Here is a 24,096-nt window from a genome sequence, read left to right on the forward strand (position 1 = left end):
GTGATAACGCAATTTTATACGAGAAACCCGCCTTTAACCTTAAAGAATTTATCAAGTGCTTATTCTATAAGTGCAGGTAATAGTTAATGATGTTTTGGGGATGATGAGTATGAATAATCGTCTCTCTCACTTATTTGTTATACGAAAACATATGCTTCTATCTGCCTTTGGTTTGGCAATTGGATATATTGCTGTTGCAATGCTGGGTATTTTTACAGGCGATTTAATTGATAGTATGCTTAATGTGCAAGCTGCTGACGGTGTTTGGCAAAAGCTAGGGCTATTGTTGCTCCTTTCGCTTGCAACGCTTTGCTTAAGCTTTTTTCTCACTGTTTGGATTCCACAAAAAATCAATTTAGAAGCTGCGGTTGCTAGTTCTGAGGTAGCAATATCGGAATTTTTAAGGATGTCGCTTCGTGTTTTTTCAAAAAAGAAAACCGGACACTATCTTAATGTAGTCACTATGACGGCCTTTGTCTTCAGTGGTGTTCAAATTGCAGTAAGTGTTGAATTTTTAGGTGGTCTTTTAGCAGTTATTGTTTTGGCAATTGTGGCGTTTACGGTAAATCCATGGATTGGTTTGCTTGTCTTGCTATATATCCCTTTTTACTTGGTGATTATTGATTATCCGAGCAAGAAAACAAATGAGATTTTGACCGAGTCAATGAAAAAACGAGAAGGCTGGCTGGATATCGGTAGGCGCATAATTGAGGAAAAGTTCTCGATTAATGTGCTACGAGCAGAGAGCTATTTTGAAAACGCTTACAAGGCAGCTAATGATGAGTATTTTCTCTATGTAAAAAGAAGTAGTTTTTTTAGTGCTTTATCAAAGAACCTTCCATCAGCGCTTTCAAATTTCACGCAAGTCGTAGCTATAATTACAGGTGTTATGCTGCTTTCTATAGGTCAGATGAGTGTTGGAGAGATTTTAGCCGCCTATCTGATTTTGTCAGTATTGAGCGAACCGCTTGATACGGTTTGTTCTGTTAAAAGCTCATATCTTGCTGCAAAAGCGGATATTGATGTTTATCTTGAGCACGAGAAAGAATCCCAAGAGCCTTCAGGTTATGAGAAGCTTTGGAATTCTTCACTTAAACCAGCTGTAAAGATAGGAGAGGGAACTCTTTTAGCTACTCCAGAAGGACCAGAACTTTTCCATACACAAGCTCTCAGCATTCCACAAGGATCTCTCGTGGTGGTAAAGGGTTCCAATGGCTCAGGCAAGTCTTCTTTCGTGGATCTTTTGGCAGGCTGCTCTGATCCATCACTATTCAGTGGTGATATAGAGCTTTCGGATGATCTTAAAGATTGTTCTCGTTTTGCTCGTCCGGTACCTCTTGTAGAAGGAAGCCTTGCTGACAATATGTTTGGAGAAAAGATTGATCGTACGATTTACAACTTGCTCGATTTCTCCTCTCTTGAGACGCATGCTTTTGACGGAAAAGAGGAGTCCGTTTCTTTGGGTGAGCGACAAAAAATTGGCCTTTTGAGAGCTCTATCCAGAAAACAAGGGGCACTTGTTTTGGATGAACCTCTACAGAATTTAGATGCGCCAACATCACAGAGGCTTTGTAAATATCTCGCAAACCTCAAAGGTAGGCGGACTGTCGTGGTGATTATGCACTCTGATGAACTAGATCAAGAAGCAGACGTTCTCCTCGATATCCAAGATGGCCAATTGCATGTGCGTTGATGTGGGAGAAAAATAGATTCAAAGGCTTGGGCGCTTTGACCCTTTCGTTGCGCTAAGATTGTAAGGTAATTGTTTATCGAAAGGTTTTGGCTGATAAAACATATTTGCCTTGAGTTTGGAGCGTAGGGATATATGCCATTGCAATTTAACAGACTCGGTATCACTCCAATCGTTGTTTTTAACTTTATTATCTGGCTTTTCTTTACACTCGCATACTTCTATCAAATTGTGTATATCCTTCGTGTTTTAGTTAAGGGTGAGGTAAAACTGCCAGAGGCAAAAAAGCAGCACCGCTATGCCTTCTTTATTGCTGCCCACAATGAAGAGCCAGTTATTGGCAACCTTGTCAGGTCCATTCTTTCTCAGGATTATCCTCGAGAGCTGATGGATGTCTTTGTTGTTGCAGATGCTTGTACCGATAAAACAGCTGAAGAGGCGAGAAAAGCTGGAGCAATTACATGGGAGCGTAATGACCTTGCTCGTAAAGGTAAGAGCTGGGTTATGGATTACGGCTTTGATCGCATCCTTAATGAGTACGGCGACAAATACGAGGCATTCATTATTATGGACGCCGATAACCTGGTTTCTCCAAGCTACTTAAAAATTATGAATCAGGCTTTTGATGCAGGATATCTTGTTTGTACCAGCTACAGAAACTCAAAGAATTTTGATTCCAGCTGGGTAAGCTCTGCATACGCAACCTGGTTTATGCGCGAGGCAAAGTTCTTGAATAATGCCCGTATGATGATGGGTACCAGCTGCGCTGTTTCTGGTTCCGGCTGGATGGTTTCTTCTCGCATTATTAAAGGCATGCATGGATGGGATTTCCACACCCTCACCGAGGATATTCAATTCTCCACGTTCTGCAGTGCTCACAATATTCAAATTGGCTATGCACCTGCAGAATTCTTCGATGAGCAGCCTTTGACCTTCAAGGCATCGTGGACACAGCGTATGCGTTGGACAAAAGGCTTTTACCAGGTGTTCTTCTCGTATGGTTTTGATCTTATTAAGGGTATTTTTAAGGGTCAGTTTGCTTCATACGATATGCTCATGACCATTGCGCCAGGCATGATTTTGACACTGCTTTCAGCCTTTATTAATGGTACTTACATGCTAGTTGGCTATTTGAGCCACGGCTTCGTTGCTACTGACGCAGAGATTGCTATGAGTGTGGGATCTTTGGTCATGACGGTCTTCTCGATGTATGTGGTCTTCTTTATTCTGGCGCTTATTACCACCATCTCGGAGTACAAGCATTTCCATGTAAAGAAGAAATGGCGTATTTTTACCAATCTCTTCACGTTCCCTATTTTTATGATGACGTATATCCCAATTACCGTTGCAGCTTTGTTTAAAAAGGTTGAGTGGGTTCCTACAAAACATGACATTGCTGTTAACTTTGAGGATGTTATTGCTTCAAGTGGGAGTTCAAATTAAATAATTAACTCCACTGGTGGTACAATGCCAAAACACGTTGAGCATGACCGGTAGGTCAGGAGGGAGCCAAAAACAATGGCAAAGTTCTTCGAAGGCGAATCACACACATTTTCTGAGTACCTTTTGGTTCCTGGCTATTCATCAGCTGAGAATATCCCTGCAAATGTTTCTTTGAAGACTCCTCTTGTTAAGTTTAAGCGTGGCGAGAAAAGCGCAATTGAGCTCAATATTCCTATGGTATCTGCAGTAATGCAGTCGGTTTCTGGTCCTCGTCTGGCAATTGCTTTGGCCCAGCAGGGCGGCATTGCCTTTATTTATGGCTCTCAGTCCGCTGAGGATGAGGCTCAGATGGTTCGCGAGGTTAAGAGCTACAAGGCAGGCTTTGTTGTCTCCGATTCAACTCTTACTCCAGAAATGACCCTTGGTGAGGTGCTTGACCTTAAAGAGAAGACTGGTCACTCCACCATGCCTGTCACCGATGACGGCACTTCTCGCGGTAAGCTCGTAGGTATTGTTACCTCTCGTGATTATCGTCCTTCTCGCGATGATCGCTCTAAGCTTGTTTCTGAGTTTATGACCCCAGCTGATAAGCTTATTACCGCAGCTGAGGATACGACCCTTAAAGAGGCAAATGACATTATCTGGGACAACAAGCTCAACACCCTTCCTGTTGTCGATAAGAATGGCCACCTGGTTAGCCTTGTATTCCGCAAGGATTATGATTCCCACAAGTCTGCTCCAGATGAGCTTCTTGATGACTCTAAGCGTTACATGGTTGGCGCTGGTATTAATACTCGTGACTATGAGACTCGCGTTCCTCTGCTTGTTGAGGCAGGCGCTGATGTTTTGTGCATCGACTCTTCTGAGGGTTACTCCGAGTGGCAGAAGCGCACCCTTGAGTGGGTTCGTGCAACCTACGGTGATTCCGTCAAGATTGGTGCTGGCAACGTTGTAGACGCTGAGGGCTTCCGCTTCCTGGCAGAGGCTGGCGCTGACTTTATCAAGATTGGTATCGGCGGCGGTTCTATCTGTATTACTCGTGAGCAGAAGGGTATTGGCCGCGGTCAGGCTACCTCTGTTATTGATGTTGCTCGCGCTCGTGATCAGTACTTTGAGGAGACTGGCGTCTATATTCCAATCTGCTCTGACGGCGGAATTGTCTACGATTACCACATGACTCTTGCTCTTGCTATGGGCTCTGACTTTATGATGCTTGGTCGTTACTTTGCTCGTTTTGATGAGAGCCCATCAGACCGCGTGATTGTCAACGGCTCCTACATGAAGGAGTACTGGGGCGAAGGCTCTGCTCGTGCTCGTAACTGGCAGCGCTATGACCTTGGCGGCAACAAGCGCGGTCTTTCCTTTGTTGAGGGAGTTGACTCGTACGTTCCATACGCAGGTCCTCTGAAGGATGGCGTCGAGGCTTCGCTTCTGAAGGTCAAATCCACCATGTGCAACTGCGGTGCTCTTGACATCCCTGAGCTTCGCGATAAGGCAAAGATTACGCTTGTCTCTTCAACTTCAATTGTTGAGGGTGGCGCACACGACGTCTTGCTGAAAGACTCAAACCAGCAGGTCAGTTACAATTTCCGTTCGTAGCTCACAGGATTTATGGACTACTGGCGTCACCAGGTATTTTGCTTGGTGACGCATCGCTATAAGAAAGGGGAACTCGTGGAAAACGAGGAAGTACAGAACGTAACCGATACAGGTGATTTTCCTGCCTACGACGCTGAGGCCATTGAAACTAAGTGGCAGCGCGTCTGGGAAGAGCAGAATCTTTACAAGACAGAAGAGGACAGCTCAAGGCCTAAAAAATACGTTCTAGAGATGTTCCCTTATCCTTCGGGCGATCTTCACATGGGTCATGCTCGTAACTACACCATTGGCGATGCTATGGCTCGTCAGGCTCGTATGCGTGGCTTTGATGTCTTGCATCCAATGGGCTTTGATGCTTTTGGTCTTCCTGCAGAAAACGCTGCTATTAAGCACAATACTCAGTCTTCTGTGTGGACCCATAAGAATATTGACCAGGCTGTAAAAACCATGTTCCGCATGGGCTTTGCCTACGATAAAGACCGCATGTTTAACACCTGCGACCCTGAGTACTACAAGTGGGGCCAGTGGATCTTTCTTAAGATGCTTGAGAAGGGCCTGGTATATCGCGCAACAAGCCCTGTTAACTGGTGCCCTAACGATAAGACCGTTCTTGCAAACGAGCAGGTAGTTAACGGTAAATGCTGGCGTTGTGGTGCAGTTCCAGAGAAGCGCGAGCTTTCCCAGTGGTACCTGCGCATCACTGACTACGCTCAGGAGCTCCTCGATGATCTTGATCAGCTTGAGGGATGGCCAGAGCGTGTTCGCGCCATGCAGGCAAACTGGATTGGTCGCTCTGAGGGCGCAGAGATTGACTTTACCTTGGCAGATACTGATGGTGTCACACCAACGGATACCAAGATGACTGTCTTTACCACTCGTGCAGATACCATTTACGGCTGCACCTTCATGTTGCTTCCACCAGAGTCTAAGCTTGCAGCTGAGCTGGTAGGGGATTCAGAGTACAAGGCTGCTTTTGACGCCCTTCATGAGGAAGCTGTAAAGGTTTCTTCCATTGATCGCCAGGGCACCGATCGCGAGAAACACGGTGTATTCACGGGCCGTTACGCAATTAACCCTGTCACCGGACAGACCGTACCAATTTGGGTTGCCGACTATGTCCTTCTCGACTATGGTACTGGCGCTGTTATGGGTGTTCCATCAGGCGATAAACGCGACTTTGACTTTGCTAAGAAGTATGACCTGCCTATTGTTCCTATCATCTGTGAAGAGGGAACTGATATCTATGAGGAGCTCAAGGGAGTTTCTGAGTACAAGGTAACCTCTGTTGACTGGGATGGACCAATGGATACCGTGGGTATTCTCGTCCAGTCTGGTCCTTTTACCGGCCTCCGCGGCGGTAAACATTCCGAGGCAGAAGAGGCTGTTGTTGCTTATCTGACTGAGCATAACGTTGGTCGTAGAACTGTCCAGTTCCGTCTTCGTGACTGGCTCATTTCCAGGCAGCGTTATTGGGGCAATCCAATTCCTATGATTCACTGCGATTGCTGCGGTGACGTTCCTGTTCCTTATGATCAGCTTCCTGTTATGCTTCCAGATAATCTTGATCTGGCAGCAGGAGACACTCTTGCTGAGTGCAAGGAGTTTGTAGAGACCACCTGTCCTCAGTGCGGAAAGCCTGCAAAGCGCATCACTGACACCATGGACACCTTTACCTGTTCCAGCTGGTACTATCTGCGCTATTGCGATCCACACAACACTGAGCTTCCTTTCTCCAAAGAGTCTGTGGACCGTTGGATGCCGGTAGATAACTACATTGGTGGTATCGAGCACGCAATTCTGCACCTTTTGTATTCTCGCTTCTTTACTAAGGTCCTCCGTGACCTGGGCATGATTGACATCGACGAGCCATTTAAGAACCTGATGACTCAGGGCATGGTCAAGGATGAGCACGGCGAGACCATGTCAAAGTCAAAGGGTAACGTGGTTCCTCCAAGCTCTGTCATTGAGCCTTATGGTGCAGATACGATGCGTCTTGCCATTCTCTTTGTTGCTCCACCAGAGAAGGATTTTGACTGGGACGAGAAGGTCGTTGCAGGTGCAAACCGCTTTATCAAGCGTGCTTGGCGTGTGGTTTGGGAACTCTCTCGCACTGCTGATGCTTCTGCCGTACTCGACCACACCACCATGGACCCTAAGTCACTTGAGCTCAACCGTGTCCTTAACGCTATGGGAATCCGCTGCACCACTGAGTTTGACAAGGGTCAGTTCAACACCGCAATTTCTGCAGTCATGGAGCTGGTTAATGCAGCAAGTGCCTATATCAACGAGGTTCCTGCAGAGTCCAGAGATGCAGCACTTTGCTACAAGGTTGCTAATGACGTTGTAGCTATGCTGGCGCCAATCATTCCTCACTGGGCAGAGGAGCTCAGCCATGAAGCTCTGGGCAAGAACACCCCTGTCTATCATCAGCCATGGCCAGAGTTTGATCCTGAACAGGCAAAGAGCAATACCGTAGAGATTGCTGTTCAGCTCAAGGGTAAGGTCCGCGCTCGTATTGAGGTTTCTGCCGATGCTTCTGAGGAAGAACTCACTGCGGCCGCGACTGAGGCTATTGCCGATCAGCTTGAGGGCAAAGAGATTAGAAAAGTTATTGTAGTTAAGGGACGACTTGTGAATATCGTTGCCTAACAGCAAAAACACTTGACGAGAAGCCCTTTATCTCGTAATATATCTCTAAACGTAGTTGTTATTAGTTGGAAGTGGGGTTGAGTTTTGACCCCGCTTCCTTTCTGTATGTAGATGAGGAGGTCAAATGCAAAACGAAGGTGCAACACAGAAAATCTTGTCCGCACTAGAGCAGGCTGCATTCAATCACCACATTGATATTGTTGATGTTGAGATTGTTGGTTCTTCTAAGAATCCTGTGGTCAGAGTAAGAATTGACCATGATGATCAGACAGCAGAGACCATTTCTCTAGATGAAGTTGCTCAGGAAACATCATGGATCTCAGATACCATCGATGAGCTTGATCCTTTCCCAGCATCATTTACCTTGGAGGTTTCTTCTCCAGGAATGGCACGTCCACTTCGTCGTGCAAAAGACTTTGAGCGCTTTGCGGGAGAAGAGATTCAGCTTCAGACTACTGCCACAGAGGGACGCCGTAAATTTACTGGCAAACTCTTGGGCATTGAGGGTACAACAATCTCAATCCAGACAGAAGATGAGGTCTGTACTGTTGATCTGTCTGAGTTAAAGAAGTGCGTTATTAAACCAGTTTTTGATTTCTCGGCCTCAGCCAAGAAGTAGATAGAGAGGATTATTCATGGCATCTGAAATGATGGAAGCTTTGATGTTGCTTTGCCAGGAGAAGCACATCGATGAGTTGTATCTGCTGGATCGTTTGGAGCAGTCTCTGGCAAAAAGCTATGCTGACGTCCTCCACCTTGATTTTGGCGCTCGTGTCACCATTGATAGGGCAACTGGCCGTGTTTACGTCTATGAGCTTGTTCCTAAGGGTGAGCCAGACGAGGAGACTGGTGAGTACACAGAGTTTGATGAGGTAGACGTAACTCCTCCAGACACAAGCCGTATTGCCGCTCAGCACGCTAAGGCAGAGATTAAGACGCTTGTACGCAACGCTGCTCGTGCACAGATTTATGATGAGTTCCGCGGTCGTATTGGTGACATCATCACTGGTACTGTTCTTCAGTCCACTCCTGATTTCACCATCATTAAGATTCGTGAGGGCGTTGAGGCAGAGCTTCCACACTTTGACCAGCGTCGTTTCCCTGATGAGCGCGATGAGCGTCCAGCAGGTGAGCGCTACCTTCACAACCAGCGCATCAAGGCAATTATCGTTGACGTGCGCGATCCTAATGCAACTCAGCCAGCAGTTCGTGGTGAGCGCCAGCGTCCACCAATTGTTGTTTCTCGTACTCACCCAGATCTTATCCGTCGCCTCTTTGAGCTTGAGGTTCCAGAGGTTTATGACGGGGTTGTAAGCATTCGCTCCATTGCTCGTGAGGCTGGCGTCCGTTCCAAGATTGCCGTTTCTTCCGTTGACGAGCGTCTTGATCCAGTCGGTGCTTGTGTTGGTCCTAAGGGCAGCCGTGTTCGTACGGTAGTCTCTGAGCTCCGTGGTGAGCGCGTAGACGTTGTGCCTTGGTTTGATGACGCTGCTCGTTGCGTTGCATCCGCGCTTTCACCTGCACGTGTTTCTCGCGTTATTGTTGATGGCGCTACGGGACACGCAACCGTTATTGTCCCTGATGACCAGCTGTCTTTGGCTATTGGTAAAGAGGGCCAGAACGCTCGCCTTGCTGCTCGCCTAACTGGTCTTCATATTGATATCAAAAACGAGTCCCTTGCTGCAAGCATTCTGAACAACCTTCCTGAGGTTGTTGAAGAGACTGTTGACGAGGAAGAGATTGCTCATCGTTGCAAGTATGTGAGCCCTAACGGAACTCCTTGCCGCAATATGGCAAGACCTGGTTCTGATTTCTGTGGCATTCATGATGACATGGAGAATGCAGAGATTTCTTCCGATCCAGACTCACTGATCTAGGCAACTACCTGTAACTATCCCGTCAACCGGAAGGTTTTCATATATGGCAAAAATGCGTGTACATGACCTTGCCAAAGAATATGGTATGCAGAGCAAAGAATTGCTCGAGCACCTTGCGGACATGAAGATTCCTGCAAAGTCTGCTTCTTCTACGCTTGAAGATGCATATATTTCTATTGTTCGTAAGAAACTCCAGCCTATTATGGAGGCTCGTGCCGCTGAAATCGCAGCTCAGAAGGCTGCCGAGGAAGAGGCTGCTGCCAAAGAGGCAAAGGCTGCTGCAGAGGTAGCAGAGGCTGAGCGTCTTGCTGCAGAGGCAAGGCGTGAAGCTGAGCGTGCTGAAGAAGAGAAGAAGCGCGCAAAGGAAGAGGCTGCTCGTAAGAAAGAAGAGGAGCGCCGCCGCGCTGAGGAAGAGAAGAAGCGTCTCGAGGCCGAAGAGGCTGAGCGTAATCGCGTAAAGGACACCGCTCCTAAGGCTGCTCCTTCCTTCAACAACCTGCTTGATCAGATTGCTCAGCAGGAAGAGGTTTTGAAACAGCAGGCTGCAGAGTCTGCTGCTCAGAAGAAGGCCGAGAAGGGACCAAGAAATCACGCTCGCGCCAATGCAAGCGAGGCAAGTGGTGCTCCTTCTCGTCATAACTTCAAGAATGAGCGCGATGACGCTTCCATGTCTGATGAGCGTCCAAACGGTAAGCGCAAGAAGAATCGTCGCGGCGGAGATGACGGAGAAGACCGTTATAGCCGTATGGCGCGTGAGGCTGAGGCTTACAACAGAAGCCGCGTTTTGGATGAGGCTCGTGTTGCTATTGAAGAGGCAAGCCGTGAGTCCACTGGCCGCCGTAAAAAGCGTAAAGAGCGTCGTCAGAAGCAGGCTGCAGAGGCTGCTATGGAGCAGCGTATTGAAGAAGCGCTTGCAAACGACCAGGATATTTCCCAGCTTGATACCGTAAAGGTTCCTCAGGGCTCAACTGTCTCTGAACTTGCTGAGCTTCTTGGTGTTCCTGCAAATGACATCATTAAGCGCCTGTTCCTGCTTGGCAACCCTCTGACGCTTACCGAGACCATGTCCGATGAGCTTATTGAGATTGTTGCTGATGACCTTGGTCGCCAGATTAAGATTATGTCCAAGGAAGAGGAGAATTCCTTCACCTTCTACGATGATCCTAAGGACTTGAAGCCACGTCCTCCAGTAGTTACCGTCATGGGTCACGTTGACCACGGTAAGACATCACTTCTGGACGCAATTCGTCACACCGGCGTTGCAGCTGGCGAGGCCGGCGGCATTACACAGGCAATCGGTGCTTCTCAGGTCACCATTAACGGCCGTGAGATTACGTTCATTGATACCCCAGGTCACGAGACCTTTACCGCTATGCGTGCTCGTGGTGCAAAGGTCACCGATATTGTCATTCTGATTGTTGCTGCAGACGACGGCGTTATGCCTCAGACCATTGAGTCTATCAACCACGCAAAGGCTGCTGGTGTTCCAATTGTTGTTGCAGTCAACAAGATTGATAAGCCAGGCGCAGATCCTACCCGTGTTCGTCAGGAGCTCACCGAGTACGGTGTTATTCCTGAGGAGTGGGGCGGACAGAACATGTTTGTTGATATCTCCGCTAAGCAGAATTTGGGCATCGACGATCTTCTTGAGACTATTCTTTTGCAGGCAGATGTCCTTGAGCTGAAGGCCAATCCAGACACCTTTGCGTCTGGTAACGTTCTTGAGGCTAAGCTTGACCGTGGTCGCGGCTCTGTTGCTACTGTTCTGGTCACACGCGGTACACTCCACATCGGCGACGCTCTTGTTGCTGGTATGGCATTTGGACGCGTCCGCGCAATGCTTGATCCTAAGGGCAACGCAGTTACTACCGCTGGTCCTTCTGATGCAGTTGAGATTCTTGGTCTGCAGACTGTTCCTGGCGCAGGCGATGAGTTCCGCGTCTTCCAGGAGGAGCGCGATGCCCGTGAGCTTGCTGATCAGCGCGCCCTTAAGGCTCGTATTGAAGAGCAGAACCGTGTTAAGCACGTTACCCTCGAGAACCTCTTTGACACTATGGCTGACCGTGACGTCAAGGAACTCAACCTCATCATCAAGGCTGACGTTCAGGGCTCCATCGAGGCTCTCCAGGATTCCCTGGACAAGATGGACCAATCCGAGGTTCGTATCAGCACCATCCACTCTGCTGTTGGTGGCATTACCGAGACAGACGTTGTTCTCGCTGACGCATCCAACGCAATTATCATTGGCTTTGGCGTCCGTCCAGATGCAAAGGCTAAGCTTGCTGCAGAGCGCGTAGGCGTTGAGATTAGAACGTATAGCGTCATCTACAAGGCAATCGAAGAGATTGACGCAGCTCGTATTGGTATGCTTAAGCCAACTGAGCAGGAAGTCCAGACCGGCGTTGCTGAAGTTCGCGATACTTTCAAGGTACCTAAGGTTGGTATTGCTGCCGGCTGCATGATTTCTGAGGGTGAGATTTCCCGCGACGATAACATCCGCCTCATCCGTGACGGCTTTGTTGTCTACGATGGAAAGATTGCATCGCTCAGGCGCTTCAAAGACGACGTTAAGAGCGTTAAATCCGGCTACGAATGCGGTATTGGCCTTGAGAACTTCCAGGACATCAAGCCTGGCGACCAGCTCGAGGGCTATCGCATTGAGCAGGTGGCTCGTACCGAGTAAGAAGGGACAGCATGAAACAGAATCAGTTTTCTCGTCGTACTAATGAGATTGCTCGAGAAAAGCTCAGCTGGATCCTTTTGTTTGAAATTTCCGACCCTGATCTCCAGCTTGTGACTGTCACAAGCTGTGAGGTCTCGGTTGATAAGTCCTTTATGCGTGCCTATGTAAGCTGTGAGCCTGACCGCTACGATAAGGTCCTTGCAGCTCTTAAGCGTGCTAAGGGTAGGATTCGCTCGCTTTTGGGCCACGCGCTGAACTGGCGCGTAACCCCTGAGCTTGATTTCAAAATTGATACTACTACCGATGAGGCTGAGCGTATTGCTCAAGCCCTTGAGGTTGTTCCACCAACGCTTGGTGTTGAGAAAGACGAGTTTGGATACCCTCTAGCTTCTGATGAAGAGAAATCTGACGAGGAGGCGTAAGTAAGTGACGTCACTGAATACAAAAGTCAGTCGTCCAGAGTTTGACGAGGTTATAGCTCTGATTGAGCAGGCCTCGTCAATCGTTGTTTGCGCACATACTTCTCCTGATGGAGATGCGATTGGCTCTGGATTAGCACTTTCTTCCATTATTCAGAGAAGATGGCCTAGCAAAACTGTCACCAATCTTTTGGCAGATGCTGATGGAGAAGTACCACGCATTTACAAGTTTCTTGATGGTACTGAGAGCTTTGTGCCTGCAAATAAGTACGAGGGAACTCCAGATCTTTTTATCTGCGTAGATCTTTCAACTGCAGGTCGTTTGGCTGATGCAGAAGCGCTGATGGAGCGTTCCAAGACGGTAGCAGTGCTTGACCATCACCCTTATAACAACGTGTATTGGAACGCAGGACTTGTGCGTCCTGATGCGGCGGCAACTGGTGTCATTATCACCGAGTTTGCCTGTCATTTAGGCGCTGAGCTTATTCCATCTGAGGCACAATGTCTTATGTGTGCGCTGGTAACTGATACTGGTCGTTTCCAGTACCAAAACGCTGATGGCGAGGCTTTTGAGGTAGCAAGTTTGCTGGTGGAAGCAGGTGCTTCTCCATCTCAGATTGCGCTTCATGTCTACCAGAGTGATCGCTTGGCCTATCTTCATCTTGCTGCAAAGGTTATGGGTCGTATTCGCACCTTTGGTGAGGGTCGTGTTGCCTATAGCTACGTTACTACCGCAGATCTTTCTGCATCAGGTGTTCCTCTAGCAGAGATGGATGGCCTGGTAGATGTTGTGCGCTGTGTTGAGGGAACTGAAATTGCCCTCTTCCTCAAAGAGGTTGACGGCGGAAAAGTTCGTGGCAATTTGCGTTCCAAATCTCAGCTAGATATTTCTGGCGTAGCTCGTCAAATGGGTGGCGGCGGACACACTGCTGCTGCAGGCTTTACCGCTGAAGGCACCATTGACGATGTGTTTACCCAGATAGTCCCGCTGCTTATTGATCTTCTCGCGCTTGATAAGGAGTCATAGGTGAAGCGAGGAGCTAGCGGAATTAACGCACTTATTGCAGTTGACAAGCCGCTTGGCTTAACCAGCCATGACGTGGTTTCTCGCGTTCGTCGCGCATTTGGCGAGAAACGCGTGGGACACGCAGGCACTTTGGATCCTAATGCAAGCGGCGTGCTGGTAGTGGGTATTGGCCTTGCTACAAAGCTTTTGGGCCTTCTGACGCTTGACCGTAAGGGGTATGTGGCCGACATTTCGTTTGGCGCTCGTACCTCAACCGATGATGCAGACGGTCAGGTCGTAGCCACTGCTGCTGTCCCAGAAAGTCTCTATGATGAAGAGTTTGCTCGCGCTGCATGCGCAAAACTAGTGGGTACGGTAGACCAGCTTCCACCTGCAGTTTCTGCAATCTCAGTTGATGGCAAGCGTGCCTATCAGCTTGTTCGTGAAGGTAAGACGCCAGAGCTTACGGCTCGTAGAGTCTCTATTTACGACGCTACGCTTTTGGCAGTGCGCAAACCTTCTACTACGGATGAATCACTGGTATGGACGGTTGCGTTTGACGTTTCAAAAGGCACCTACATTAGAAGTATTGCTCGAGACCTTGGTCAGTCTCTTGGAACAGAGGCTCATATTAGTGGCCTGAGAAGGACGTTCTCTGGTCCAATCACGCTTGGGAGCTGCGTTTTATTAGAAGAGCTTGAACAAAGCCCAGCTCAGGTGCTTGAAGCTAAACGCCTCAATCCAATTGAGGTTCTGGGATACCCTGTGCACAGGTTGACTGCAGCGGAATACAAGTGTGTTGAGGTTGGAAAACGTTTTGGTATTCCAGAAGATTTCTCTGAGATTGCCAATAACTCGCTGGTCAGCCTTGTGTGGAATGAAGCTCTCGTAGGAATTTGGTCAAAGCAGGGCTCCTGCCTTGTCTGCCAGACAAACTTCTCTCAAGGTATTCTGTGTAAGTAAGGATGCACGTTGAACAAGGTAGAACGCATAGCACAATCCGTTTTGTATGGAAGTGAGTTGCCGGCTCCACGTGAGCTTGGTGATGCCGACTTCTATACCTTGCGTTCTGACTGCTACAAGCAACCTTGCGTGTGCGTGCTTGGTGTCTTTGACGGACTTCATGAGGGCCACCAAGGGCTTCTCACTAGCGCAAAAAAGGACGCCGAAGCTCGCAATGTACCACTTGTTGCTGTGACGTTTTTACCAGACCCTGTTGAGGTGCTGTTTGACGGATCTCCTCGGCGATTGCTCTCGGGAGAAGATAGACTTCGTGCACTTGCCGCATGGGGAGTGGATGGCATTTTGGTGCACCACTTTACCCGCGAGTTTGCGGCATTGAGCGCTACGCAATACATTGAGGACAAGTTGCTTCCAAGTGTCTCGGCTGTGTCTGTTCATGTGGGTTCTGACTTTGGTCTGGGCGCACAAGGAGCTGAAGGAAGCGCGTTGCTCACCTCGCTTGGGCATAAGCATGGCTTTGAAGTTCACGCTCATGATCTCTTTTGCTCAGGTGGACAGAAAATCTCTGCAACTCGTATTAGGGACTTGCTTGAGCAGGGTAAAGTTGAGGAAGCGGCAAGTCTGATGGGCCGCTGGCACTTTGTGAGTGGCGTGGTCAAGCACGGCCGAGGCCAGGGTACTGGTTTTGGCTTTCCAACTGCAAATGTTTCGCTTGACCTGCGTGATTGCATTCCTCAAGATGGCGTGTATGCGTGCTATGTGGTTCACGGTGCAACAGCATGGCCCGCTGCGGTTAATGTGGGAAAAGCTCCGTCATTTGAGTCTCAAACAGGACCTTTACTTGAAGCTAACCTCCTAGGTTTTAGCGGCAACTTATATGACTCGCAGGTTCAGACGGTATTTGTGAAGAGACTGAGGGAATCTAAAAAATTTGATTCACTTGAAGAGCTCAAATGCGCCGTTCGTGGAAATATAGATTGGGTAGCCCAGAATCTGGGTACGACTTCATATAACTTAGGAAACGGGGAGGTGGAAGATGATAACTGACGAAGATAAAGAGCGCGTAAGACAAGCCACAGATTTTGTCACGCTTGTTTCCGAGACAGTTGAGCTCAAACCCCGAGGTCAGGACTATTGGGGATGCTGTCCTTTCCACCAAGAAAAAAGCCCTTCATTCAAGATAAATCCTTCTACGGGTCTTTGGCACTGCTTTGGCGCTTGCTCCGAAGGTGGAGACGTCTTTAGCTATGTCATGAAGCGAGAAAACCTAGATTTTCCTGACGCTATCAGATATCTTGCCGATAAAGCTGGAATTACCCTTTCAGAAGAAGCTCATGTTTCTAAGGGTCCCCGCAAGAATCGCTTAATTGAGTGCCTTACCGAGGCCGAGAATTACTTCCACTCCATGCTTATGCGCGGAAGGGGAGAAGGTCCTGAGGCGGCGCGTGCATATCTCTCTGGTCGCGGATTTGGAGCGGCTGTCTGCAAGCGCTGGAAGCTGGGATATGCACCTGGCAGAGGCGCGCTTGTAGCGCACCTGCGTAAATGTGGCTATACCACGCAAGAGATGATTGCTGCAAACCTTGCTGTTGAGCGTAACGGTCGCATCAGCGACTGGTTCTATGATCGAGTGATGTTTCCTATTCATGATGAGCAGGGAAGAACTATTGCTTTTGGCGGTCGAATTACTAAAAAGGTAGAAAACGCTCCTAAGTACCTTAATACCAGGGACACTTCTGTCTTCAATAAAGGTAAACACCTCTTTGCCTACGATGTCGCAAAAGAGACTATTGCTGCCCAGTCCGAGGCCATTATTTGCGAGGGCTACACTGACGTTATTGCCATGCATGAGGCTGGTTTTACCAACACTGTGGCAGCTTTAGGCACTGCATTTACGTCTGAGCACGTCAAACTCATCGATCGCCAGCGTGCACGCAAAATCATTTGCATGTTTGACGGTGATGCTGCAGGTCAACACGCTGCTGCTCGTGCTATTAAATTTATCGATAAAACAACCGCTGCGTTTCTCTGTGTTGTTTTGCCAAATAATCAGGACCCCATGGAGTTTCTCGCCGAATCAGGTGCAGATAAGCTACGTCCTATCTTAGATGCAGCTCGCCCGCTTATGGACTTTGTCTTTGATGCCACAACAGCTCAGTTTGACTTATCTGTACCCGGTGGTAGAGTCAAAGCGCTTGAGGCTTTAGCGTCTCTGTTGGCCCCGCTCAAGACATCGGTACTGCTGAGCGAGTATGCACTTCGTGTGTCCGATTTGCTTCATATTGATGTCGAGGAAGCAAAGCGCGCAATTAAGGCCGCGCCTATTCAAGATGACGCGTCAGATTCGCGCACTTCAAAGATGGCGCGCAAACAGCCCCAGAAGAACATCTATACCTCTTCGTATAATTCTGCTCCTAAAACTTCAGCTTATGCCGAGGGTCCTTCATACGATGATGTTCCACCGTATGACGAGGCGCCACCATATGATGATCCTTCATCGTATAGCGTTTCTGCTGATACGTATGAGCCACGAGGCTCGCAGGGTCTCTCCGCAGAAGATCGCAGGCAGGTTAACTCAGAGCTTGAGCTCTTAAGTGCTATGGCAACAAACTTGTCTTTAGTACGAGAGTATCAAGACCGTATTGCAGACTTTGTCTGGGCCGATGCTCGCCATCAAACCATGGCATGGGCCATGCTTGCTACTCCAGAGGGCGCTACGCCAGCGCAGGTTGTTGCCGCGGCTGCGGCTGTTGAGCCAAATGCGGCAGCTATTCTTTCTTCTGGTCGCGTGATATCTGAGGGCAACTCCGATACACGTCGTTCGCTTGAGTTTATTGTGGACACGGTTGACTACTACTCGGTACAGCGTAAATTGCGAGAAATTCGATCAAATCTGCGCTCCAGTTCTTATGCAGGGGAGTCTTCAAGCGGAACACTTGCTGAAGAGCAACTTGCTGCTGCGCAGGAACTTCAGACACGAGCGCTTGAGCTAGGCAAGAGGCTTACTTCGGGGCAGTAGAAAATACTCATTTTATGGGGATGCTACTCATCTGATTTTTTATAAATTAAAATGAGTAGTTTGATTAGGTAGAGAAACTTTTGGGTATAAAGATTTGCGCTAATCTATCGAAAGGATATTTGTGGCTGCAAAAAAGGCAAATGAAGAGGTCAAACTCTCAGATGAGCTTACTAAAATTGTTGATGATCTGGTAAGTTCTTCAAAGTCTAACGGTAGTATCAGCGAAGACGATATTCAGGTTGCCATTCGTGACGTTGACGTTAACGATGATGAGCTTTCTGATCTGTACGATTCGCTGCGTGTTAAAGGTGTAGAAATTACTACCGCATCTGAAGCAACCGTTTCTTTCGCCATTGAAGATGACGCCGTAGAGGATGATTTTTCATCCGATGATGACTTGGATGACTCATCTGATTTTGAAGATGAAGATGATGAAGATTTTGATGCCGTAAATGAGGCACGTGAGGTCAAAGAGGCTCTCCGCTCTGTTTCTAAGGCAAAAGTCTCTAAGCCAAAACGTTCTTCTCGCGCTCGTGCTCGTCGCTCAGATACCACCACGGTTATGCTTACCGGCGATCCTGTCCGCATGTATCTTAAAGAGATTGGTAAGGTAGACCTGCTTACTGCATCAGAAGAGGTTCACCTTGCTATGAAGATTGAGGCAGGTACTGCGGCTTCCCAGAAGCTGGAGGACTTTGAGGATGGCCTCATCGAGCTCAACCGTGCAGAGCAGCGCCGCCTCATGCGTATTGAGTCCGTAGGACTTGACGCTAAGCAGCAGCTTATCTCTGCAAACCTTCGTCTTGTCGTCTCAATTGCTAAGCGCTATGTTGGCCGTGGCATGCTGTTCCTCGATCTTATCCAGGAAGGTAACCTGGGCCTTATTCGTGCTGTCGAGAAGTTCGACTACACCAAGGGCTTTAAGTTCTCAACATATGCTACATGGTGGATTCGCCAGGCAATTACCCGTGCTATTGCGGACCAGGCTCGTACCATTCGTATTCCAGTTCACATGGTAGAGACCATCAATAAGCTTATCCGTGTTCAGCGTCAGCTTCTGCAAGATCTTGGTAGAGATCCTTCTCCAGAAGAGATTGGCGCAGAAATGGGCATGTCTCCTGATCGCGTCCGCGAGATTCAGAAGATTAGCCAGGAGCCCGTCTCTCTTGAGACGCCTATTGGTGAAGAAGAAGATTCCCAGCTTGGAGACTTTATTGAGGACTCTTCAGCTGTTGCTCCACCAGATGCAGCTTCTGATTCAATGCTTCGTGAGCAGCTTGAGCAGGTTCTTGACGGCCTTGCTGATCGTGAGCGTAAGGTTATTAAGTTCCGCTTTGGTCTTGAGGACGGTCATCCTCGTACCCTTGAAGAGGTAGGCAAGGAGTTTGGCGTTACGCGTGAGCGTATTCGTCAGATTGAGTCCAAGACCTTGGCAAAGCTTCGTCATCCTTCTAGGTCCGGTCGTCTTAAGGACTACATGGAGGAGTAGCTTCTTGGTTTAGGTATGAGAGATTGTGTAAGAGGAATTTGAATAAATTTTTTCTAAATAATGCTTGCATGGTTTGGAATGTCTCTCTATACTTAAACACCGCTGAGAAGCACACATATTCCCCGATGGCGCAGCGGTAGCGCAGCTGACTGTTAATCAGCGTGTCGCAGGTTCAAATCCTGCTCGGGGAGCCAGAATTTTCAAGACCAGGCAATGCCTGGTCTTTTTTTTGTTTGAAGAACCGTTCTGCTTTTCTCGCATTAGGCATATTTTTATTCACAGATTCGAAGAGGACGCTTTTCTCGACAATTTGGTCATTTGACCGATTTTTCTTTATTTATCCTCAAAAACTTCAAAATTGACACCGTAAAAGGTACAAAACATAACGCTTACGGTATTTCTGCAACCGTTGAGCGACATCTCACAAAGAGCTGTGATGAGATTTGTTAACGTACTCATTAAGGTCAGTGTTATGCAAAAGGCATAACAAATGAGAAAGGTCACTACTATGGATGTGTCTCGTCGCAGTTTTCTAAAGTTCTGTGGTCTAGGCGTTCTTAGCGTTGGTGGATCTAGCGTTCTTGCAGCTTGCGCACCTAGCGAGAAAAAAGAGGAAGGCGCTAAAGATGCAAAGGTAGAGAACAAGGATAAGCCTGTTGTCTTCTTTAACCGCCAGCCTTCCAACAGCTCCACTGGTGAGCTTGATACAAACACTCTTAACTTCAACAAAGACACCTATTACGTTGGCTTTGATGCAGTTCAGGGTGCAGAGCTCCAGGGCCAGATGGTTCTTGATTACATTAAGGCTCACGCAGCTGAGCTTGATCGCAACAAGGACGGCATTATTGGTTACGTTCTTGCAATTGGTGACATTGGTCACAACGACTCTATCGCTCGTACTCGTGGTGTCCGTAAGGCACTTGGTACTGGCATCGAGAAGGACGGCAAGATTATTTCCGATCCAGTAGGCACCAACACCGATGGCTCCGCTTCTGTTGTCCAGGACGGTAAGCTTGAGGTCGGCGGCAAGTCCTACACCATCCGTGAGCTTGCTTCTCAGGAGATGAAGAACACCGCTGGTGCAACATGGGATGCTGCAACCGCTGGTAACGCAATTGCTGCTTGGTCCTCTTCCTTCGGCGATCAGATTGATGTTGTTGTTTCCAACAACGACGGTATGGGCATGTCCATCTTCAATGCATGGTCAAAGGCTCAGAAGGTCCCAACCTTTGGTTACGACGCTAACTCTGACGCTGTTGCAGCTATTGCTGACGGCTATGCAGGCACCATTTCCCAGCACCCAGATGTTCAGGCTTACCTGACTCTCCGCCTGCTCCGCAACGCTCTTGACGGCGCTGATATCAACACCGGCATTGAGTCCGCAGACGATGCTGGCAACAAGATTGACTCCAAGGACTACAAGTATGTTGCAGAGCAGCGTTCTTACTACGCTCTCAACCTTGCAGTTACCGCTGAGAACTACAAGGATAACCTTGACGCAACCACTACCTATCCAGAGGCTTCTAAGCAGCTGAGCGCAGACAAGCACCCAGAGAAGAAGGTTTGGCTCAACACCTACAACTCTGGCGACAACTTCCTTGGTTCAACCTATGTACCACTGCTCAAGAAGTATGCTCCACTGCTCAACCTCAACGTTGAGTTCATCGCAGGCGACGGCCAGACTGAGTCCAACATTACCAACCGTCTTGGCAACCCTGACGAGTACGATGCATTTGCATTCAACATGGTTAAGACCGACAACGGTTCTTCCTATACCCAGCTGCTTAAGTAATTAAGTAGTCGATAGCACGAAACAATACCGGAGGGGAGACACCTGCTCTCCTCCGGTGTTCTCGCGAATAAGCGCAATAACTTAGCGAGATAAGGGGTGATTACATGGCAGATACAGAAAACGATATCGTTCTAACAATTGATGGAATGAGCAAGTCCTTTGGACGTAACCGCGTTCTGGATCACATTTCAATGAACGTACGCCGTGGAACCGTTATGGGTCTTATGGGAGAGAACGGCGCAGGCAAATCTACCATGATGAAGTGCCTGTTTGGTACGTATCAAAAAGATGAAGGCAAGATATTTCTTGACGGCAAAGAGGTTAATTTCTCTGGACCAAAAGACGCACTTGAGAATGGCGTCGCAATGGTTCACCAGGAGCTTAACCAGTGCCTTGATAGAAATGTTGTAGATAACTTGTTCCTTGGTCGCTATCCCGTTAATGCAATGGGTGTTGTCGACGAGGGACGCATGAAAAAAGAGGCTAACGAGCTCTTCAGGCGTCTTGGTATGACCGTAGACCTGACACAGCCTATGAAGAACATGTCAGTATCTCAGCGTCAAATGTGCGAGATTGCAAAGGCAATTTCTTACAACGCAAAGATTATTGTTCTTGATGAGCCTACTTCTTCACTTATGACCCAAGAGGTCGAGAAACTCTTTGAGATGATTCATATGCTCAAAGAGCAGGGAATTTCTTTGGTCTATATCTCTCACAAGATGGATGAGATCTTTGAGATTTGCGACGACATTTCAGTTCTTCGTGACGGTAAGCTTGTTATGACCAAGCGCTCTGATGAGACCAACATGAATGAGCTTATCTCAGCAATGGTCGGTCGCTCACTTGAGAATCGCTTCCCAGATGTTACTAACACACCTGGTAAGACGTATCTTTCTATTCAGCACCTTTCAACTAAATACGAGCCATACCTTCAAGACGTCACTTTTGACGTAAGGAAGGGCGAGATCTTTGGTCTGTATGGTCTTGTCGGCGCTGGTAGAACAGAGCTTCTTGAGACAATCTTTGGTGTAAGAACCAGAGCTGCAGGTCGTGTCTATGTCAACGGGCACCTTATGAACTTCTCGACAGCCGCAGAGGCAATGGATCACGGCTTTGCCATGATTACCGAGGAGCGTAAAGCAAACGGCCTATTCCTTAAGGGTGACCTGACGTTTAACACAACCATTGCAAACTTGAATCAGTACAAGGCTGGTCCAATTCTTTCTGATCCTAAGATGACTAAGGCTACCGTCAACGAGCTCAAGGTTATGAACACCAAGGCTCAGGGTCCATCAGACTTGATTTCAAGCCTTTCTGGCGGCAACCAGCAGAAGGTCATTTTTGGTAAATGGCTCGAGCGCTATCCACAGGTTTTCCTGATGGACGAGCCTACTCGTGGTATTGATGTTGGTGCTAAATATGAGATCTACCAGCTCATTATTGATATGGCTAAGAGCGGTACCACTATTATCGTAGTCTCTTCGGAGATGCCAGAGATTCTGGGAATTACTAACCGAATTGGCGTTATGTCCAACGGTAGACTCTCGGGCATTGTAAATACCAACGAGACAAATCAAGAAGAACTCCTGCGCCTCAGCGCAAAGTACCTGTAGGAGAGGATGATACAAATGCCAAAAACAGGTGGATCTGTTCTGACGGCCGAGCAGGAAAAAGAGCTGCTAAAGCCTATTGATCAGAAGATTGGTTCCATTCAGGCTCAGATTGATGAGCTTCGCGCAAATGGTACCAACAAAGTAATTTCAACACTGAGCGCAATTGAGTCTGCAAAGCGCGATAAGTCTATCTCTGCCGAAGAGCGCAACACGCTTATCGAGGGCTACAAGGCTGAACTGGAGCTTGCAAAGAAGGTTGAGTCCGAGAATAGCGCTCAGGTCTCCAAGCTTATTGCAGAGGCCGAGGCTTATCTTAAGGAGCACTACAAGAACGAGTACCTGGAGCCTGTAAAGGCTAGCTGTGCTCTTGAGAAGGAGCAGGCTAAGCAGAACTACGCTGCTGCTCTTGAGCGCCTCAAGAAGGAGCATGAAGAGGCTGTCAGCAAGACTTCTGACGCTCAAGAAATCAAAGACGAGAAGTACGTCTATAAGAACCGTCAGTTTGATGCAAAGGTCAACTATCAGAAAGACCTTCAGCGCATCAAAGACCGTGCTCATAATGCGTTTAGTCATGAGTATCACCTCATCGACCTTCTCAGGATGTCTAAGTTCACTCCACTGGAGTCTCAGGCTCAGAAGTGGGAGAACTACAAGTACACCTTCAACACCCGTTCATTCTTGCTTCAGAACGGCCTGTACATTGTTATTCTCCTGGTGTTTATTGCCCTTTGTATCATTACCCCAGCAGTCAAGGGCACTCAGCTCCTGACATACTCCAACGTCATCAACATTCTTCAGCAGGCATCGCCTCGAATGTTCCTGGCTCTTGGTGTAGCTGGATTGATTCTGCTTACCGGTACTGACCTTTCCATTGGTCGTATGGTTGGTATGGGCATGACCGCTTCAACCATCATCATGCACCAGGGCATCAATACTGGTCAGGTCTTTGGTATCACGTTTGACCTCACTGGTATTCCAATTCCTGTCAGAATCATCATGGCTTTGGTTACCTGTATTGTTCTCTGCACCTGCTTTACCAGTATCGCTGGCTTCTTTACTGCTAAGTTTAAGATGCACCCATTCATCTCGACCATGGCTAACATGCTGATTATCTTTGGTATTGTTACCTATGCAACAAAGGGTGTTTCTTTTGGTGCTATCGAGCCATCTATTCCAGACATGGTCATTCCACGAATTGGTAAATTCCCATCAATTATTTTGTGGGCAATCGCAGCTATTGCTATTGTTTGGTTCATCTGGAACAAGACCACCTTTGGTAAGAATCTCTATGCTGTAGGTGGAAACCCCGAGGCAGCAGCTGTTTCCGGTATCTCTGTCTTTAGAGTTATGGTTGGCGCTTTTGTTATGGCTGGTATCCTTTACGGATTTGGTTCATGGCTCGAGTGCATGCGTATGGTCGGCTCTGGTTCCGCAGCTTACGGCCAGGGTTGGGACATGGACGCAATCGCAGCCTGCGTTGTTGGTGGCGTCTCGTTCACCGGTGGTATTGGTAAGATCTCCGGTGTTACCGTGGGTGTTCTTATCTTCACCGCACTGACTTACGCACTGACCATTCTTGGTATTGATACCAACCTGCAGTTTGTTTTCTCGGGCGTCATTATTCTGACCGCTGTCACCCTTGACTGCTTGAAGTACGTCCAGAAGAAGTAGTCCACTACTACGTGCAAGTTTCGAGGCGTCTACTTACGTAGACGCCTCTTTTTTTGGCGAAAGACAGCGCTTGCACGTTAAGGAAAAGTGGCTTTACGGGGAAATTACAAAGCAGCTGGTAAACTAAGGTATCTCTTCGGACATATGTCCTTTTATGATTTTCGCACCACACCTATGACAGAT

16 protein-coding genes and 1 tRNA gene are annotated in these 24,096 nt (G+C 48.1%); all 17 read left to right on the plus strand.

Translation table 11 applies throughout. The features are described from left to right. Window positions 1-109: 109 nt before the first annotated feature. The 17 genes from RWJ96_RS01890 to RWJ96_RS01970 all read left to right on the plus strand — a co-directional run bounded on the left by RWJ96_RS01890 (window position 110) and on the right by RWJ96_RS01970 (window position 23,913). Window positions 110-1,693: an ABC transporter ATP-binding protein gene (locus RWJ96_RS01890; protein WP_314018638.1), complete on the plus strand. Its 1,584-nt coding sequence runs from the start codon at window positions 110-112 to the stop codon at window positions 1,691-1,693. Between the two features lie 132 nt (window positions 1,694-1,825). Continuing rightward, window positions 1,826-3,133 carry a glycosyltransferase family 2 protein gene (locus RWJ96_RS01895; protein WP_035437131.1) on the plus strand — a complete coding sequence of 436 codons (1,308 nt, stop codon included), beginning with the start codon at window positions 1,826-1,828 and terminating at the stop codon, window positions 3,131-3,133. A gap of 75 nt (window positions 3,134-3,208) precedes the next feature. Beyond that, complete coding sequence (locus RWJ96_RS01900) at window positions 3,209-4,732, plus strand: IMP dehydrogenase (protein ID WP_314018641.1); 1,524 nt, start codon at window positions 3,209-3,211, stop codon at window positions 4,730-4,732. A gap of 75 nt (window positions 4,733-4,807) precedes the next feature. Continuing rightward, window positions 4,808-7,381 (plus strand): leucine--tRNA ligase, encoded by a 2,574-nt coding sequence (leuS, locus tag RWJ96_RS01905; RefSeq protein WP_314018643.1) that lies wholly within the window; start codon window positions 4,808-4,810, stop codon window positions 7,379-7,381. A gap of 124 nt (window positions 7,382-7,505) precedes the next feature. Then, on the plus strand, window positions 7,506-8,000 hold the full coding sequence (gene rimP / locus RWJ96_RS01910) for a ribosome maturation factor RimP (RefSeq protein WP_314018644.1): 495 nt from the start codon (window positions 7,506-7,508) through the stop codon (window positions 7,998-8,000). A 16-nt stretch (window positions 8,001-8,016) separates the two neighbouring features. Further along, window positions 8,017-9,258 carry a transcription termination factor NusA gene (nusA, locus tag RWJ96_RS01915; RefSeq protein WP_035427693.1) on the plus strand — a complete coding sequence of 414 codons (1,242 nt, stop codon included), beginning with the start codon at window positions 8,017-8,019 and terminating at the stop codon, window positions 9,256-9,258. Window positions 9,259-9,301: 43 nt separating this feature from the next. Then, window positions 9,302-11,941, plus strand: a complete 2,640-nt coding sequence (infB, locus tag RWJ96_RS01920) for a translation initiation factor IF-2 (RefSeq protein WP_314018645.1) — start codon at window positions 9,302-9,304, stop codon at window positions 11,939-11,941. An 11-nt stretch (window positions 11,942-11,952) separates the two neighbouring features. Beyond that, complete coding sequence (rbfA, locus tag RWJ96_RS01925; RefSeq protein ID WP_314018647.1) at window positions 11,953-12,363, plus strand: 30S ribosome-binding factor RbfA; 411 nt, start codon at window positions 11,953-11,955, stop codon at window positions 12,361-12,363. 4 nt (window positions 12,364-12,367) lie between these two features. Then, window positions 12,368-13,387: a bifunctional oligoribonuclease/PAP phosphatase NrnA gene (locus tag RWJ96_RS01930; RefSeq protein WP_314018649.1), complete on the plus strand. Its 1,020-nt coding sequence runs from the start codon at window positions 12,368-12,370 to the stop codon at window positions 13,385-13,387. Further along, on the plus strand, window positions 13,388-14,329 hold the full coding sequence (gene truB / locus RWJ96_RS01935; RefSeq protein WP_314018651.1) for a tRNA pseudouridine(55) synthase TruB: 942 nt from the start codon (window positions 13,388-13,390) through the stop codon (window positions 14,327-14,329). It abuts the gene before it with no gap. 9 nt (window positions 14,330-14,338) lie between these two features. Next, window positions 14,339-15,376, plus strand: a complete 1,038-nt coding sequence (ribF, locus tag RWJ96_RS01940) for a riboflavin biosynthesis protein RibF (protein ID WP_314018653.1) — start codon at window positions 14,339-14,341, stop codon at window positions 15,374-15,376. Further along, window positions 15,366-17,348 carry a DNA primase gene (gene dnaG / locus RWJ96_RS01945; RefSeq protein WP_314018655.1) on the plus strand — a complete coding sequence of 661 codons (1,983 nt, stop codon included), beginning with the start codon at window positions 15,366-15,368 and terminating at the stop codon, window positions 17,346-17,348. The genes ribF and dnaG overlap by 11 nt, the downstream gene beginning before the upstream one ends. A gap of 121 nt (window positions 17,349-17,469) precedes the next feature. After that, window positions 17,470-18,837 (plus strand): RNA polymerase sigma factor RpoD, encoded by a 1,368-nt coding sequence (rpoD, locus tag RWJ96_RS01950; protein WP_035437152.1) that lies wholly within the window; start codon window positions 17,470-17,472, stop codon window positions 18,835-18,837. Window positions 18,838-18,956: 119 nt separating this feature from the next. After that, a tRNA-Asn gene (locus tag RWJ96_RS01955) sits at window positions 18,957-19,031 on the plus strand. 296 nt (window positions 19,032-19,327) lie between these two features. Then, window positions 19,328-20,629, plus strand: a complete 1,302-nt coding sequence (locus RWJ96_RS01960) for a substrate-binding domain-containing protein (RefSeq protein ID WP_035430942.1) — start codon at window positions 19,328-19,330, stop codon at window positions 20,627-20,629. A gap of 104 nt (window positions 20,630-20,733) precedes the next feature. Then, window positions 20,734-22,242, plus strand: coding sequence for a sugar ABC transporter ATP-binding protein (locus tag RWJ96_RS01965; RefSeq protein ID WP_035430944.1), 1,509 nt, complete (start codon window positions 20,734-20,736; stop codon window positions 22,240-22,242). Window positions 22,243-22,257: 15 nt separating this feature from the next. Continuing rightward, window positions 22,258-23,913: an ABC transporter permease subunit gene (locus tag RWJ96_RS01970; protein ID WP_035430948.1), complete on the plus strand. Its 1,656-nt coding sequence runs from the start codon at window positions 22,258-22,260 to the stop codon at window positions 23,911-23,913. Window positions 23,914-24,096 lie beyond the last annotated feature (183 nt).

The organism is Lancefieldella parvula (assembly GCF_963547875.1).
In the GTDB taxonomy this organism is placed as follows: Bacteria; Actinomycetota; Coriobacteriia; order Coriobacteriales; family Atopobiaceae; genus Lancefieldella; species Lancefieldella parvula_D.

What these genes read in the sequence shown, in the direction of transcription:
- RWJ96_RS01890 (WP_314018638.1), top strand. Translation starts at nt 110, where the DNA reads ATGAATAATCGTCTCTCTCACTTATTTGTTATACGAAAACATATGCTT.
- RWJ96_RS01895 (WP_035437131.1), top strand. Translation starts at nt 1,826, where the DNA reads ATGCCATTGCAATTTAACAGACTCGGTATCACTCCAATCGTTGTTTTT.
- RWJ96_RS01900 (WP_314018641.1), top strand. Translation starts at nt 3,209, where the DNA reads ATGGCAAAGTTCTTCGAAGGCGAATCACACACATTTTCTGAGTACCTT.
- rimP (WP_314018644.1), top strand. Translation starts at nt 7,506, where the DNA reads ATGCAAAACGAAGGTGCAACACAGAAAATCTTGTCCGCACTAGAGCAG.
- nusA (WP_035427693.1), top strand. Translation starts at nt 8,017, where the DNA reads ATGGCATCTGAAATGATGGAAGCTTTGATGTTGCTTTGCCAGGAGAAG.
- infB (WP_314018645.1), top strand. Translation starts at nt 9,302, where the DNA reads ATGGCAAAAATGCGTGTACATGACCTTGCCAAAGAATATGGTATGCAG.
- rbfA (WP_314018647.1), top strand. Translation starts at nt 11,953, where the DNA reads ATGAAACAGAATCAGTTTTCTCGTCGTACTAATGAGATTGCTCGAGAA.
- dnaG (WP_314018655.1), top strand. Translation starts at nt 15,366, where the DNA reads ATGATAACTGACGAAGATAAAGAGCGCGTAAGACAAGCCACAGATTTT.
- RWJ96_RS01960 (WP_035430942.1), top strand. Translation starts at nt 19,328, where the DNA reads ATGAGAAAGGTCACTACTATGGATGTGTCTCGTCGCAGTTTTCTAAAG.
- RWJ96_RS01965 (WP_035430944.1), top strand. Translation starts at nt 20,734, where the DNA reads ATGGCAGATACAGAAAACGATATCGTTCTAACAATTGATGGAATGAGC.
- RWJ96_RS01970 (WP_035430948.1), top strand. Translation starts at nt 22,258, where the DNA reads ATGCCAAAAACAGGTGGATCTGTTCTGACGGCCGAGCAGGAAAAAGAG.